This is a genomic window from Arthrobacter sp. TmtSoilC79 (assembly GCF_059739405.1).
This window is the reverse complement of sequence record NZ_AP046051.1, coordinates 1,138,169-1,153,533: the sequence shown is the minus strand read 5'-3', so window position 1 is coordinate 1,153,533 and position 15,365 is coordinate 1,138,169. Positions and strand designations below refer to the sequence as shown.

14 protein-coding genes are annotated in these 15,365 nt (G+C 59.0%); 6 read left to right on the top strand and 8 right to left on the bottom strand.

What is annotated here, in order from left to right:
- Positions 1–58: 58 nt before the first annotated feature.
- On the bottom strand, positions 59–256 hold the full coding sequence (locus AC6JA3_RS05400; protein WP_497919951.1) for a hypothetical protein: 198 nt from the start codon (positions 254–256) through the stop codon (positions 59–61).
- 699 nt (positions 257–955) lie between these two features.
- Here AC6JA3_RS05400 and AC6JA3_RS05395 point away from each other — a divergent pair.
- Both AC6JA3_RS05395 and AC6JA3_RS05390 read left to right on the top strand, forming a co-directional pair.
- Positions 956–2,668 carry a DUF4434 domain-containing protein gene (locus AC6JA3_RS05395; protein ID WP_497919950.1) on the top strand — a complete coding sequence of 571 codons (1,713 nt, stop codon included), beginning with the start codon at positions 956–958 and terminating at the stop codon, positions 2,666–2,668.
- 37 nt (positions 2,669–2,705) lie between these two features.
- Positions 2,706–3,782: an LCP family protein gene (locus AC6JA3_RS05390; RefSeq protein ID WP_497919949.1), complete on the top strand. Its 1,077-nt coding sequence runs from the start codon at positions 2,706–2,708 to the stop codon at positions 3,780–3,782.
- A gap of 209 nt (positions 3,783–3,991) precedes the next feature.
- Here AC6JA3_RS05390 and AC6JA3_RS05385 read toward each other — a convergent pair whose 3' ends face one another.
- Positions 3,992–4,360 carry a putative periplasmic lipoprotein gene (locus AC6JA3_RS05385; protein WP_497919948.1) on the bottom strand — a complete coding sequence of 123 codons (369 nt, stop codon included), beginning with the start codon at positions 4,358–4,360 and terminating at the stop codon, positions 3,992–3,994.
- A 268-nt stretch (positions 4,361–4,628) separates the two neighbouring features.
- A complete protein-coding gene (locus AC6JA3_RS05380; protein WP_497919946.1) occupies positions 4,629–5,921 on the bottom strand; it encodes a choice-of-anchor P family protein in 1,293 nt (430 codons plus the stop codon).
- 297 nt (positions 5,922–6,218) lie between these two features.
- Here AC6JA3_RS05380 and AC6JA3_RS05375 point away from each other — a divergent pair, with 297 nt between their 5' ends.
- A complete protein-coding gene (locus AC6JA3_RS05375) occupies positions 6,219–8,099 on the top strand; it encodes an FG-GAP-like repeat-containing protein (protein WP_497919945.1) in 1,881 nt (626 codons plus the stop codon).
- A 122-nt stretch (positions 8,100–8,221) separates the two neighbouring features.
- Positions 8,222–10,117, top strand: coding sequence for an FG-GAP-like repeat-containing protein (locus AC6JA3_RS05370; protein ID WP_497919944.1), 1,896 nt, complete (start codon positions 8,222–8,224; stop codon positions 10,115–10,117).
- A 44-nt stretch (positions 10,118–10,161) separates the two neighbouring features.
- Here AC6JA3_RS05370 and AC6JA3_RS05365 read toward each other — a convergent pair whose 3' ends face one another.
- Positions 10,162–10,986 carry an alpha/beta fold hydrolase gene (locus AC6JA3_RS05365; RefSeq protein ID WP_497919943.1) on the bottom strand — a complete coding sequence of 275 codons (825 nt, stop codon included), beginning with the start codon at positions 10,984–10,986 and terminating at the stop codon, positions 10,162–10,164.
- A 253-nt stretch (positions 10,987–11,239) separates the two neighbouring features.
- On the opposite strand from AC6JA3_RS05365, the gene AC6JA3_RS05360 reads away from it, so the two are divergent.
- Positions 11,240–11,530 carry a hypothetical protein gene (locus AC6JA3_RS05360; RefSeq protein WP_155854062.1) on the top strand — a complete coding sequence of 97 codons (291 nt, stop codon included), beginning with the start codon at positions 11,240–11,242 and terminating at the stop codon, positions 11,528–11,530.
- Positions 11,531–11,600: 70 nt separating this feature from the next.
- Here the strand turns inward: AC6JA3_RS05360 and AC6JA3_RS05355 are convergent, their stop codons facing one another.
- The 4 genes from AC6JA3_RS05355 to AC6JA3_RS05340 all read right to left on the bottom strand — a co-directional run bounded on the left by AC6JA3_RS05355 (position 11,601) and on the right by AC6JA3_RS05340 (position 14,635).
- The gene (locus AC6JA3_RS05355) at positions 11,601–12,029 is read right to left on the bottom strand and encodes a hypothetical protein (protein ID WP_497919942.1); all 429 of its coding nucleotides are present in this window, start codon (positions 12,027–12,029) and stop codon (positions 11,601–11,603) included.
- A gap of 34 nt (positions 12,030–12,063) precedes the next feature.
- Positions 12,064–12,474 carry a hypothetical protein gene (locus AC6JA3_RS05350; RefSeq protein ID WP_497919941.1) on the bottom strand — a complete coding sequence of 137 codons (411 nt, stop codon included), beginning with the start codon at positions 12,472–12,474 and terminating at the stop codon, positions 12,064–12,066.
- Positions 12,475–12,687: 213 nt separating this feature from the next.
- Entirely contained in the window at positions 12,688–13,293 is a 606-nt protein-coding gene (locus AC6JA3_RS05345; protein ID WP_026541232.1) for a hypothetical protein, read from the bottom strand.
- Positions 13,294–13,399: 106 nt separating this feature from the next.
- Positions 13,400–14,635 (bottom strand): beta-ketoacyl-[acyl-carrier-protein] synthase family protein, encoded by a 1,236-nt coding sequence (locus AC6JA3_RS05340; RefSeq protein ID WP_026546449.1) that lies wholly within the window; start codon positions 14,633–14,635, stop codon positions 13,400–13,402.
- A gap of 150 nt (positions 14,636–14,785) precedes the next feature.
- Between AC6JA3_RS05340 and AC6JA3_RS05335 the strand changes: the two genes are divergently transcribed.
- A complete protein-coding gene (locus AC6JA3_RS05335; RefSeq protein ID WP_497920620.1) occupies positions 14,786–15,319 on the top strand; it encodes a TetR/AcrR family transcriptional regulator C-terminal domain-containing protein in 534 nt (177 codons plus the stop codon).
- Positions 15,320–15,365: the final 46 nt, after the last annotated feature.

Genomic DNA, 15,365 nt, shown 5'->3' with positions numbered 1-15,365 from the left:
CATCGGTGGCGCGGGATTTTCCGCAGCCCTGTCCCCGGTGAGGGAATTACCCATGGGCCTACTTGCCGTTAAGACGGGGCCGAGGACTCCCCTTGGAGCGCAGAGCGCGGAAGTACGCAACACCCAGCAGAATCAGCACGAGGACGGTAACGCCTTGGACAATGGGGTTGTTTTCAGCGACGGGCGCCAGCGCAACCTTCAGCGGGCCAGCAATGTCAGCGCTGGCCACAGGCGGAGCGGCTGTCTTTGTAGCCAAGGGCGTTGGCGTTGGGGTCGGCGTGGGCTCCGGCGGTGCTGTCGTCGATTCAACTGGAGCCAGAGGTTCCTCAACATAGCCTTGAATCCCAGCATCAGAAGGCAAGACTGGCATGAGTGTTTCTTGCGCGGGAGCCGGAGTGACTGGCTCAGCAGCAGGCGGGGCTACGGGCTCGGTGACAGGCGGAGCAACGGGTGCCGGCTCTACTACAGGAGGAACGGGGTCCGGGCTTTTTTCAGGCTCCAGCGGTGTGAGAGTCGGGGCCGGCTCCAGGACGGGAGGCACAACGACTGGCGGCTCAACAGGTTTCGTCGGTGTTCCAGGGTCGGTCGGTTGCCCGGTTTCGTTCCCGGGCCCCGGCTCCAACTCGGTTGCCAAGGCGGGCTGGGTGCCAATGAACCCGAGAATGGCCAGCATAAGGACCACGAGCACGGCTTGAACACGTTTGATTACAGTGCCCAACTTTCCCCCCGTTGTATGTATTTCAGAACGCTATCTACGATCCAACTATCGCTACCACCCGAGACATGACGGCGCGCGAACGTCTCCCTCCACGAAAGGGTGACCCGCATTAGTTTATCGTATGGACTAGACCCGTCCCCTCAGCCGCGGAGATCCGCCGGGAGCCCGCCCGACGGGGCCGGGACATTGGCCTCCCTTGGTAGAGTCGTCTCTGCTGATGTCGATTCAGAGGAATACATGACACCCCCTAACCTCTCCCGACAGTCATCGCCGCAGAGGCCACTCTCCAGAGGAAAGAGGCGATGGGTCGTTGCCGTGCTCGCGGCCCTCCTGGTCGTCGTGGGCGCGATCTTCGCTCCCTGGGACAATAACCCCGGTACACCCAACAACGCCGCCACGCCCAACGCCCCCGCTTCGCCGCCGACTCATCCCATCAGCGGCTACTTCATCACGGCCAACACGGATCCCTCGGCGAATCGGGAAAAGATGGCCGACATTAAAGGAGTGGGCGGAGATACCGCGATCACTTTTGGCACTCTCTTGCGCCCCGCTACGGAGTCCACCCTTCCAGCGGACTGCGTGATCGAAGGAAGTCCTTGCGGAGAATTCGTCAGCGCCTCTCTGAGCGTTCGTCGATTCTTCACGTACTCCGACGGAAGCCACTGGGGTGTCTCAATGCTGAAATGCCCCAAGGACAGGAACCTCTCATCCAAAGGCAAGTCCTACACGATCGTGGTTCTGCCCAGTGTGGGCCGAGACTGCCATTCTCCGGACGGAACCTATGACGTAGTGGTAGTGGGAGGGAGCACAGAGTCCGCCGAAGATCCAGCCGTCGCTTTGTCCACGGCAGCGACGGAACTTGGCATGAAGTTCTACGCGGGTCTTCCAGCACCGGTTAAAAGGACCGACGTGGACTACCTCCCAGATCTTTCCTACGCGACCACGCTTGACCTTTTCACAGAACGCTTCCTCGAGTACCAGTCCGCCAATAATGATGTACCTGGTCTTGCCGGCTTTTACCACCATTTCGAGATGCCGGTCAGCTCCAATCCATTTTTCGATCCGGTCTTATCTCTTTACAAAATGCAAAACAACGCAATCCAGCGAGTTCTTCCAACACGTTCCGCGATCATTAGTCCATATATAGAATCCCGGGCCGCAGCATCCAACGTCACCCCGCAGGATGCGCGGCTGGGGATGCGTCGGATCGCCCAAACCTCGGAAGGCATCGCTTTGAACATCGCGATCCAGGATGGGATGGGAACTGGGAAAGGCGCGGCCTATCTGCCCAGCGAGGCGACAGAAGCCGTGGATGCTTTTGCGGCCACTATTGTCGGCAAGGGCACCTGGGGCGAGAAATATGTCGCCCCAAACAGGGATTACTTCCGGGCGGCAGCGGAGGGCCTCTCGGGAACCCGGGCTGCCTTGTGGGCAAATTTGGAGGGCATGGCCCCCGCCACAAAGACGAATACATGCGGCAACAGCCTCCGGGGACAAACCACTCTGGAGAGGATGGATCGCCAGCTTCAACAGATGGCTGGGACTGCCAAAGTGATTTCCTTCATGTGGGATCCCTACTTCACGTGCAAGGGCACTGACGGGCCACTGAAGGAGCAATTGCGGTCTGGTCACTCCTCGCCAATCGTCACTGACGCCGTTGTAGACGAAAGCGCAGGCGTGGTCAACGTCAGCGGATTCAACCTCGCCGGCAGTAACGCAAGGGTAGTTTGGACCTCCGATGACGGTACAACCCATGAGCGCGAATCGGAGCCCTCAAGCATGACAGAGATGCACAGTGAGGACAGCGGCGCAAACCCGCGACTGGAGTCCATAGTGATTCGTCTTGCTGGCGCAACACTGCCTCCAGGAACCGCCTACAAGGTGAACGTCAGCCGCGGCGAGAGCGACGGCCGGACTGCGGAGTTTGCCGACGGCGTATTTGCACCTTGATAGAATCAACGCTGCTGACGCCAACACCAAGGAACTCATGACGCTCCCGAACGACACCGAAAATCCTACTGCAGTGTCCCGTCCCAGACGTGAGAAAAGCGGAAAGAAAACAGTCCGGAACGTGCTTCTCGGCTTCGCCGCGGCCGTGCTCGTTGCCGGCCTGATCGGGGGTGCCTACTTCTATAACCTGGCCCAGACATTCAACTCCGGGACCACCAAGATTGAGGCTGCCTTTCCTGAAGAGTCGACAAGACCTCAGAAAGCAGAGCCCGTAAACGGCACTGCGGCGATGAATATCCTTGTCATGGGCAGCGACACCCGAGGCTCAGCGGAACTTGACGTTGATACCCAGGCATCCACAGACCAACGCGCTGACACTCTGATGTTTGTGCACATTCCGGCGGATCGCAAGAATGTCTATGCCGTTTCACTCATGCGTGATCTATGGGTGGACATTCCCGGTAAGGGCGAGTCGAAGATCAACTCTGCTTTGGCTCTGGGCGGCGTGCCATTGATGGTCCAAACTGTAGAGTCCCTGTTCCAACAGCGCATTGATCACGTCGCCATGGTCGACTTTGAAGGCTTTAAGGGCCTCACCGACGCCTTGGGGGGCGTCGAAGTCGATGTGAAGATCCCCTTCGCGCCGGCAAAGGGTCCCATGAAGGGCCACTACTATGAGGCAGGCAAGCAGACCCTGAACGGCGATGAAGCCCTTGGCTTTGTGCGTGAACGATATTCCTTCAGCGACGGTGACTACCAGCGCGTACGGAACCAGCAGGCATACATGAAGGCAATCATCAGCAAGACGATTGCCCGGGAAACACTGACCAATCCGGTGACTGTCAACAGTATGGTTTCTGCAGTGTCTCCCTTCATCAGCGTGGACAAGAGCTTCGACGCGGGAGCCATTGGCACCCTCGCGCTTGGTATGAAGGATCTCCGGGCAAACGACACTGTGATGTTCACTTTGCCCACTCTCGGCACAGGCAGTTCAGCCGACGGCCAATCAATTGTTGTGGCAGACACAACAGCCATTTCTGAGATCGCGGGCGCCCTGTCCAAGGACCAGTTGGGCGCCTACGTCACCGCCCACGCTCTGGAAAAAGGAAACTAGAACCAAAGCTGGCCGCAGCTCCTAAAGATCTTTTGCCCCTGTACACGGATAGTGGCCGTGTACAGGGGCTTTCTCATGGCCCGTGGGCTTCTGAACTGGCCCTGGCCATTTTCAGTTAGGTTACTCGGTGTCACCGGGCTTCAGTCCAGCCGCGATCAGAGAACGCCCGGTCCGGGCCGTGCTGACGGAGGGCTACGGGCAGCAAACCGCTACGACGCAGCGTTGCCCTTGCAGAAGCCGTTGGCCCGGATGGCCTCGACAACCCCTGCCGCCTCGGTATCCGCTATGGGATCGTCTGCGCGGTTGAAATACTTGACCACAGTCGCAACGAGCGCTTTGTCACTGCCGCCTTGGAGTATGGCCGCACAAACGTAGCGGGAGTTGGCTGCTATCTCTTCTTGCGTGAATTTAGGAGCCACTGGAGAGATGCGCTTCATGAGGTCAGCGCTCTGCTCATCCGTCACCTTTGGGACTGCTGGTTTGGACTGTGACGCCGTAGGCGATGGCTCCGACTGGTTCGGAGCCGAACACCCAGCAAGGGCGAACGTGATCATTGCAGCAGCGAGTGCGCGTCTCATAACAGTGGGGTTCTCCTGGAGTACTTGTATTGGTAGTGGGGCCTTCGCCCGCAGACGACACTATCCGATGCCGTGGCCCAGTCCCAGTTGCTTCCTGATCCCAAAATCACGCAAACCTTGTGGTTGACGCAGCCCACCCGGTGACGCATCCTAAGCCCGATTGGAAGGTGCCCTGCTCCACCATCAGGTCCCGCCAACCAGACGTTGACGGGACCTGATGTTCTTGCTGTGGATATCGCTTGGTAGGAGGAATCAGAACACCATGCGTTTATGCTCCGACACTTGAGTTGGAGTACCCGATTTGTATTTTTGACCCTGTAGGGAGAGTGCCCAGCGCTTGACTAAGTACGATCTCGACCATTGTGACAATGATCGTGGTGGAGGACTTGCTCACTTTATGGAGTGTGACTTGGCCGAGTCCTGGCACCTGAATGACGGTGTTTGGCGCAACGGATGCGTTGATTGCCGGCAAACCCGCGATCCGGAGATTCGTGAAGGTCGACGTGTCCGTCAGCTTAACTGCACCCCCTCCGGGAGCACGACTTGCACTCGTTTCTGCCTTAATAGCTTCAACCTGGATGACGCCATTCAGAACATTGACTCCACCAATGGTGTTGACCACGGCGCTCTTAGCCTCAGGTGTCAGAACACCGGTAGCCGTCGTGACCGATGCTCCAGTCGAGGCCACACCGGGGATGTTCACTGCCGCTACGTTTGCTGTGGTGGTTCCTCCACTGCATTTGACGGATGCCAGCGCAGTGGGGCCGGATCCAATGAGACCGGATGCCAGGGTGGCCCTTGTGCCATAACCTGTGCCTGCCAGGTAGCCGGTCTGCGGCGGCGTCAACTTGACGTTGCTTACCCCGAGGCGGATGTCCGTACCAACCTTCAGACCCAGCAGCCCTGCCTTCAGGATTTCCACCCTCAAGGCTGTAGTTGAAACTTGGTACGTTGTGCCGACCAACCGCTTCTCCTGGCCATTCAAGGTAACTTTTCCGACTGACCCAAGTAGCGGCACTTTGAGGTCAATAACCGTATTGGCGGCGGTGCTGGCATTCACCGCAATGCCTAGTACCTTGAGGTCCGCGATAGTTGTTTGGTTTGTCCCGGCAAAAGCCCCCGCCGTGTTCTTCTCAGCGGTACTCTCGGACGTTATGGCACCTGCGGTGATGAGACCACCCAGCAGGTTTGCCCCGGCAACCGTCGACTTGCCCTCAATACGCTTACCGGTTGTGGTGAGCAGTGTTTTGACGGTCGTGGATGCATTGCCGACCGTTCCAACCGCGGGGACGTTGAGCCCGCTGACATTGTTGGAGGCCGTCTTACCCGTAGCGCCAGTGCAGGCAATACTGGCACTCGCTGTCGGACCTGAGGTCAGTGTTTTGTCGGTGTTGAAAATGTAGGACCCGTATGCGGAGCCCGCGAACCCAGTTGTTATTTGCGCCGGCGTAATGCTTGTCGTGGCAAAAGCCGGAGAGGCTGCGCCCGTAAGCGCAAGCGCAAGAGCGCCCGCTAAAGCGACCATAGAACGTTTCATGTAATGCCCCCAGAAGTAGAACACGATGCAGTGATGGTGATCACACCGTAACGTCCAGCGTCTCCACTGGCAATAGAAGGAAAGGCAATGGACTTTTTAACCACTATTTTCGTGATTCCGACGTAGGGCTTGCGACTTTTGTTCCCGTAAATCTCTGATGGTTATCGCTTGCCCTGGACCACCTGACCCGTTAGGTCGCTACGACTTATGACCGAGCTCCAAACGGCCCGACGGCCATTAGTAGCATTCATCCGCGATGACCGGAGCACTATACAATTCCCATGAAGACGCGCTTCCGCGTCGCTACTTCCGGGGGTTTCCATGAGTGATGTTTTGGCTGGTTCGCGCGTTCGGGGGACGGTGAACGTACCAGGTCGGCGCCGGATGATTGTGGGATTCCTTTCAGCGGGATTGGCCCTGTCGCTGTCAGTGGGAACCTCTGCGTTGCCTGCGACCGCAGACGCAGTTGATAACGTCATCCCCGTGGGCGACCGTCCTGCGTCAATCGCCGTGAACACTTCAACCGATACAGCCTTCGTGGCCACGTGGGAGGGCATTTTCAGCGTCGGAGGAAGCGGCGGCAGCGGACGCATATACCTGCCTTCTGAATACCCCACGGATGTCGCCGTAAACTCAAAGACCAACAGGGTCTACGTGAGCGATTCGAACTCGGTCGCAGTGATTAACGGAGCAACCAACGCAGCCACAATCGTCCCAGTCGGCGCCAAGGCGGGCGTCCTTGCGGTGAATGAAAACACCAACAAGGTCTACGTCAGCACACCAGCGGGACTGAAGATCATCGATGGCGCTACAAACACAACCACGCCCATTACGAACTCCGCGGGAGCTCTGGATATTGCGGTCAATACCGCTACCAACAAGGTTTATGCTCTTTCCGGTGGGACTGTGAAAGTCATTGATGCCAGCGGCAAGATCACATCAACGATAACCGTGGGTGCAGACGGGATCGGCGCTATCACGATCAATCCGTCAAAAAACAGGATCTACTTCACGACGACTCCAAAATATGGCTCCAGCGTCAAGGTCATCGACGGTACCACCGACACGATCACGGGATCCATGGAATCCAAAGGCCCTCTGGGAACGTTGGCCGTGAACCCTGCCAACGACAAGGTTTACGTTGAATCCGGCACTTGGAACAGCGACGGATCCGTCAAGGTAGTCGACGGTGCGACCTTGACGGAAACCGCCCACATAGCCACGGCTACCAGGGTTCGGAACATCGTGGCGAACCCTTCCAATAATAGGATCTACGCAACCATGACTGGCCGTGGAACCACCATTATCGATGGGCGGAACGACACCAGCACTGCGCTCTACACGGGCCAGGAACCTGACGCCGCGGTCGTGAACACGTCCAATAACAAGGTTTACGTTGTCAACGCCGAGAGCAATTCTGTGGGCGTCATTGACGGAAATGCCGAACAGCCCGTCAGATCAGATTTCAATGGTGATCGCAAAGCCGACGTTCTTGCGCGAGACACGGCTGGTGTGCTCTGGCTCTATCCCGGTAACGGCTCCGGCGGCTGGCTGCCACGTGTACAGGTGGGACAAGGCTGGAACGTCATGAACGCCCTCGTGGCTCCCGGCGACTTCAACGGAGACGGCAGCGCCGATGTCTTGGCTCGTGACGGAAGCGGGGCGTTGTGGCTCTACCCAGGCAACGGCTCCGGCAACTGGCTCCCTCGTGTGCAGGTCGGCAGCGGCTGGGAAGGCATGAGCGCAATTGAGGCAATTGACTTCCATGGTGACGGAACCGCTGATGTCGTAGCCCGCGCCCGCGATGGCGCGCTCTGGGTATATCGCGGAGATGGCAAGGGCGGTTGGTTGCCCCGAATGTGGGCAGGTTCGGGCTGGAGCGGAATGTCCGAGATTACCGGCGTAGCTGACTTCAACGGTGATGGTATCTCTGATCTGGTAGCCCGCGACGGCGCCGGCACTCTGTTTCTTTACCCGCCCAACGGCTATGGAAGCTGGCTCCAAAAGCAGACCGTTGGACAGGGCTGGAACAGCATGAATTCGTTCGTCGGTCCCGGCGACTTCAACGGAGACGGCAGGGCCGATATTCTCGCCCGCAACGCAGCCGGTGAACTCTGGCTGTACGCAGGCCACGGCGGAGCAGCCTGGCCCACCGCGAGCAAAGTCGGCTCAGGATGGAACGGCATGAACGCCATCCTGTAGTTCACTCGCCACTGAATTATTGTCAACGGCCAATCCTGATCCGATCAGGGTTGGCCGTTGGTGTGTCAGCTATAGAATTCAAACACCGACGCTGTTGAGCGTGACGACTTATGGGGGACTTTATGTCTGTTTCTTTGGACGAACCGCGCGCTTTAAAGAAGGAAAATCAGCGACGGCGGCGCCGGGCGGGGGCTGCGATTGTCGCTGCCGGTTTGGCGTTAGCGTTATGTCTGCTAACTACAGAGCCGGCCACCGCAGACGCAGTCACGGACCGCTTCACTGTCGGGCAGTGGCCCACCTCAATTGCGGTAAACCCTGTAACAGACACGGCCTATGTCGCCTCGTACAGTGGCGTACACAGCGTTGGTACTGGCGGAGCCAAAGCAATCTATTCCAACCCCGCTGACCACGTTGTAGCTAACTCCACCACGAACAAAATATATGTCAGTGCGTCGGGGTCCATCGCTGTGATTGATGGGGCAACGCTCGCAGTTACTGAGATCCCGGTCGATTCGGTGGCGGGCGTTTTGGCTGTGAACGAGAAAACCAACCAGATATACGTAAGTACCGACAACGGCCTCGTTATTCTCGACGGCGTCACCAACGCTGCCAAGCCTGTACCTGGTTCCGATTCCGCCCAAGACATCATCGTCAATACAGCCACTAATAAGGCGTACGCTCTCTCCGGTGGGACCATCAAGGTGATCGATGGCAGTGGGAAGATCACTTCGACGGTGTCTATTGGGGCCGATGGTTTTCTCGCCGTGGCAGTCAACCCGACGAAGAACAAGATATACGCAACTAGCGCGCCAAAATATGGATCCAGTTTGAAAGTCATTGATGGAGCAAGTAATGCGATCCAGGGCTCCATCGCGTCGACCGGTCCGCTCGGAACATTGGCCGTGAACGCAGTGACCGGCAAAATTTATGTGGGCTCCGGAGACTCCTCCAGCGCCTCCGTCAAGGTAATGGATGGCGGCACCCTGACTCAAACCGGGACGATACCCACCGCAAGCCAGGTGCGGAACATCGTGGTCAACCCCTCAAACAACAAGATCTACGCCACCATGCTTGTGCGGGGTGTCACCGTCATTGAGGGAGGGAACAATAGAGGCAGTGTTGTATACACCGGATGGGACCCTGGACAAGCGGCCGTGAACCCCAATAACAACAAGGTATACGTGGTCAACACAGCCAGCTCGGGCAATCAATACAGACAGTATTCGGTGGCTGTCATTGATGGGGATGCGGCCAGATCCGTCAAGAACGACTTCAACGGGGACGGTAAAACCGATGTCCTGGCGAGGGACACTGCTGGGCTGCTGTGGCTTTACCCAGGCAACGGCTCAGGTGGATGGTTGCCGCGAGTCCAGGTTGGACAGGGCTGGAACGTGATGACTTCCCTCGTCGCACCTGGCGATTTTGATGACGATGGCAATGCCGACGTTTTAGCGCGTGACGGGGCGGGGCTGCTGTGGTTCTACCCAGGCAACGGTAATGGAGGTTGGCGGCCGCGCGTACAGGTAGGTCATGGCTGGGAGGAGATGAATGCAGTTGAGGGCGTCGACTTTTACGGCGATGGCTTCATAGACCTCATTGCGAGAAACCGCTCCGGAAACTTGTATCAGTACGTTGCAGATGGAAAGGCCAGGTTTTTGCATCCTGCCTGGGCCGGTTCTGGCTTCACCAGCGCAGCGGGTCTCTCGGAAATCACCGGGACAGACGACTTCAACTCTGACGGCCTCGGAGACCTGATTGCCCGCGACGGCACCGGGGCACTTTGGTTGTACCCCGCCAGTGGATACGGCAGCTGGCTCCCCAAGAGGCAGATCGGCCAGGGTTGGAACTCCATGAACTCCCTGGTTGGACCCGGCGACTTCAACGGCGACGGCAAGGCCGACATCCTGGCACGCAACGCGGCGGGCGAACTGTGGCTCTACGCGGGTAGCGGGGGCGCCGCTTGGCCCACGGCCACAAAGGTGGGCACCGGCTGGAATGTCATGACGGCCATCCTTTAACTCACTCAGCCTGCGAAGGTACAGGGCGGCTGACCCATGGAAGATCAGGGCCAGCCGCCCCGCATACCACCGAGAAACCCCACCACATCCGCAGCCACGCGCTCCGGACATTCCCACAGCACCAAATGCCCGGTCTTCTCGTAAACTTTCAAGCTCGATCCCGGTATGCGCCGAGACAAACTCTCCTGATGATGGCGCGGAACCAGGTGGTCGTGAGCACCCCACAGAATCAGAGTGGGGGCTGAAATGGTCCCCGATTCCGTTGGCGGCACGGCTTCGTAGAATCCCCGCAGCGTCTCCTTCCACACCGATGCCGGCATCGCGAGGCCGTCCTGCACCCGGTCTTCAATATAGGACGCAGGAACCGTGTGCAGGAGCCGATACCAGGACAACGATTCCCGGACCCACTCCTCTGAAATCGGATCAGCCAAGGATTCCACTTCTGCGGCGAACGGCGGCTTCCCTTGCAGGCTCAACGGTGACCCCACCAGAGTCAGCGAAGCCACCAACGCCGGGTGCATCACCGCTAGTTGTTGGGCAACATATCCCCCGCTGGAAGAACCCAGCACATGGGCAAGGAAAAGACCCAAGGCATCGGACAGAGCCAGAACATCTTCGGCCACTTCAATCAGCGAGTAACCGCCCGAAGTCTTCTCGGCAAGACCGTGGCCACGAAGATCCGGAGCCACAACGACTACATCCGGAAGCGCGGCAATCAGCCGCTCAAAACTCCGCCAAGACTCACCCCAGGCGTGCAACAGCAGCAACGGTATGCCGCCGTCGTCGACTGTTTGCTCAAGGCGACCTCGCACGAAACAGGGGACGCTGATACCCGTGCTGAGTTTGACAGTCCTGACCTCGGACTCCATGGGGCCAGCGTACGCTCAACGCCCCTCGTGGACGAGGGCAGGAGAGCACTCGGGAAATCACCAGCTTCCGAAGCTATGGTTGGAAAGTCCCGCCTGGTCCCCCATCAGGCGGGACACTTGCGTTCCGGAGCCTTGCAGTGCTCCAATGCGGCCGCCAAGCGGAATTGCCCGTCAAAGCCGCCTTGACGGGCGACTGAAGAACTTCAAAGCTATGCCGGCGCCGACGAGGAAAACACAGTGCATTGGGGACGGTATGACTCTTGGATTGATAATTGCCGGGACCATAATTCTCCTCACTGCATGCCTGTTCTTGCTGCTGGCGATGTTGTACGTCACACGGCTGGTGGGCAGAACACGAAAATCCCTTGCGACGCATGACAACGCCCACGTCATTTCTGAACTCAGGGATGAAGAAACGGCCCGTACCGCTCTGCAGGGCAAGCTCGCCCTTTGGTTTATGGCCATCTTGCCCGTCACCGTCATTTACCTCGCTTGGTTCGGACCAGTCCTCCTATTTGCAGCCATGCTTCCTCGCCAGCCTTAGACGGCGGAGAAGAGTGCCACAGAAGGCTGGACCAGCCGCCGTCGAGGTTTGCTGCTGAGCCTGACAGTCGTCATGACTTGTCGCGGCGGGGAACCGGCTGCGGCGGGACGGCAGGATCCGACGCCGGTATGCAGAACCTCAGCCCGTCGCCCCAAAATCCGTCGTTAATGCAGTGCAGGGGCACGTGTTCGTCGCCGATACGAAGCGTCGGATTGCGCAAGCGTTTTGAGGAGCTAAAGGTCAGCTCCACTGCACCGTCGGGTGAGGCGCAGCTGTAGGCTGCGTTCCACGGGCTCAGATCTTCGCAGGCATCGAGTTCCCGCGATACGCCGTCCCGGTCCACGTACTCCCAGGTCTTGTCCGACTTCTCACCGACCTGAATGACAGAGTTTGGAACGGACCGTGCGTAGTCCCGCGTAAAAGGCCGCTCATCGCAACCCGCTGCTGTCAGTGTCAGCAACGCAAGCAGCGCAAACCCTGCTTTAAGTCCTCTACGCATTCGCAAATCCCTCCCCCAAGTCTCTGTGCGCGAACTAAATGTCTGCCCGTCCTGATGGCGTTGGTTCGGGCGAACCGCGCAGCTTACGGAGTTGCTTGGCCCTATATTCGGCGATGGATAACCTGACCGTAAATATGGAAAGTCCACCGCCCAGAGCGGTCAGGAACAGCGCACCCCACATGGGGCCCTGCCCTTGTCCCAGCGGAGCCAGCAACAGCACTACTGAGAAGACGGTCAGTATGCCGGCAAACACCGCGAGAACGGCCATACCCCACCACGTGCCCACCTGGGCTTGTCCGCTGCCGGGCGTGAAGCCGATCTCGTCGGCCGGATAGCTGTGCAGCCCGCCCGTGCGGGTGTTGCGGAGGACCCGCTTCTCCCCTGCTGCCACCGCCGCCTGGTGCTCGGCATACACAGCATCGCGGTGATCGCGGTCCGAAGTCATGATCCGTCTGTCCTTCAATGTCAGTTGTCCTGTCTTCACCACATGCTCGTGTTGGCCGTGATGAGCCCGATCAGTGCCAACAGGGGACCTGCAGCAACAATGGGCCCGGCAACCAGTATCCACGTCATCCCCGGATACCGACGATATTGCCTCCCGCGCAGCTTAGTGACCCAGAGAGCAGCGTCGATGGCACTGGCGATCATAAGCGTTGGGCTAGACAGGGTGAACGTGCACAATGATCACTTGCACGCCCTTCGCACCGTCGTACCGGAGGTCGTACTGGACACGGAGGCCGGTTGCAGTGCCCGCCGACAATGAAAAGTCGCTTTCTTCATCCGTCCGCTGGGACATTGATTCGATCCAGCCTTCTGCTGACTCGCCGGGAATCCCGTAGCGGGCCACCCCGTCACGAATCAGGGTTGTGAAGTCCTCGAATGATTCTGCGGTGAGGAAGAACGTGACCTCCCGGAAGTCCGGTCCGTTATTCATCCCGTTGAGCCGGAGACGATCAGTTTTAGCGCTGATCAGACCTGAGGGTGCTTGGATCGTCAGCTCCATCGTGCCCTCTTTAATGAGGACATCCGGAGCCTGGCTGCTTCCGTCCTCGAGCCCGACACTCTCTTTGGTCAGCTTCCCGGAGGACATGTCCAAGCGTGCCGACTTCGATTTTTTGATGTCGTCAATTCCCGCCGGATCAAGATGCGAAAACGCCGTGGCTGAGTGTGACGGTGACCCTGTTGACGCAGGGCCTGGCACAGCCACCCCGCAGCCAGTCAACACCAGCAGCATGAGCAGGAAAAAGCCTGTCAAGCCCTTCATGCAGGTCCCCCAAGAGTTTGTGCGGTCACTTTAGTAAATCATCCGCCGGGGTGGACAGTGAACTCCGCTCGAAGGCGGCAGCTCCCAACAGCATCACCGGGAATGACTAAACCTGGCTCTTACTGAATACCAAGGACACGTTTTGGCCGCCAAAGCCAAAGGAATTGGAGAGAGCCGCGCTTTGTGTGCCGTAGCGCGGTGAAACGGCAACATCCAGGCCGATCTGCGGGTCAACGTTCCCTTGGTGGAGGTTACGGGTGGGCGGGACAACATCTTCCGCAATGCTTTTGATGGTCAGGATGGCTTCAACTGCTCCTGCGGCGCCAAAGAGGTGACCCAAAGACGCTTTTGGTGCCGTCACACAGGCCGCATCACCGAAGACCGTCCTGATGGCTTTTGCTTCTGCAAGATCACCCACAGGTGTTCCCGTGGCATGTGCGTTGATGTGCCCAACATCTGCTGCATCCAAGCCTGCATTGTCGAGGGCCTTGCGGATGGCGGTAACTTGGCCCGCTCCATCTTCCGCAGGCGAAGTCATATGGAAGGCGTCGGAGGCAATGCCGACTCCGCGGAGGACAGCGTGGACCTTGGCGCCCCGGGCCCGGGCATGTTCAGCGCTTTCAAGAACGAGGATGCCGGCCCCTTCGCCAAGGACGAAACCGTCGCGGTCGGCTGCGAACGGACGCGAGGCTGAGCCCGCGTCTGCGGTACGCGTTGACATCGCCTGCGTCTGAAGAAAGGCCGCGACCGTTATGGGCGTGATGGCTGCCTCGGTTCCGCCTGCTATGACCACGTCGGCTTCACCCGAGCGAATCAGCCGGGCGGCCTGGACCAATGCTTCGGCACCGGAGGAACATGCGGAGACGGGAGTGTAGGAACCCGCCCTGGCCCCATAGTGAATACTCAACGCCGCGGCCGGTCCATTGGGCATCAGCATTGGCACCGTCCGTGGTGAGACGCGACGCTGGCCACGGCTTTCAAGAATGTCGTCCTGCTGGAGCAGGGTGCCTATGCCTCCAACCCCGGTCCCCACAACCACCGCGAGCTTGGTGCCATCAACCCTGGGACTGCCGGCGTCCGCCCAAGCTTCGGCGGCTGCAACCATGGCGGCCTGCTGAACCCGATCCAGCCGCTTCGCCGCCACGGGCATCAATGAAGTGGCCGGATCTTCCGCCATGGGCGCCGCGATCGAAACCGAGAGGCCGGAATCTTGCAGAAAGTCCAGGCTCACATCGCGGATACCGGAGCTTCCCGCGAGAAGCGACTCCCACGTTGTCCTGACGTTCCCGCCCAAGGGGGTAGAAGCCCCCAAGCCCGTGACTGCAATATCGGTTGCACGCATAACAAACCTTCCACTCGTTATCTTGTATGACATACAAGATAAGCACTTAGTTGTATGAAGTACAATTTTTGAGTGGAAGACGCAGGCAAGAGAAGACGCCGCCCGCAAGGGCCATCGCAGGCCCGGGGCCATTCAACCCGGCAGCACATTTTGGACAGCGCCGTGAAGCTGTACCTCTCCAGAGCCGACAGGGAAGTCAGTGTGGCTGCCATCGCAGCCGACGCCGGCGCTTTCCCCAACCAAGTGACCTACTACTTCGGCTCGAAGGACTCGCTGTTTATCCACGCCGCCTTCCTGGCCCTACTGCACGACGCCGAACGCGTTGAGGCGGTGGGTCTGTCAGTAGAAAGCCCGGCCTCGTTCCGCAGCGCCATGGCCAGGACCGTGCTGATACTGCCCTCCATGCCCCTCGTGGTGCGTGCGCTTGCGGTGGGAATATCGCGTCCGGACCTTTCCGCCGTCGTCGATCAGCATTTGAACCTGCTCTTCCGACAGTCAGAGCGGTACCTGACCCGCCTGCTGAAGCAACGGAACTGGGAGCTCGAGCGCCCCCTGCCCGTTGAGACGAGGACGTTCTGGAGTACAGCATTTGGTGCGACGCTCCTTTCGCAGGCAGGCGTCACAGGAAGCGGCAATGATTTGGACCTGGCAGGAACGCTGACCGTACGAACCATTGGGAACTGAGCCCGAGCGGACCCGGCAGGGCATATTCCCGATTTAGTAAGGTTAC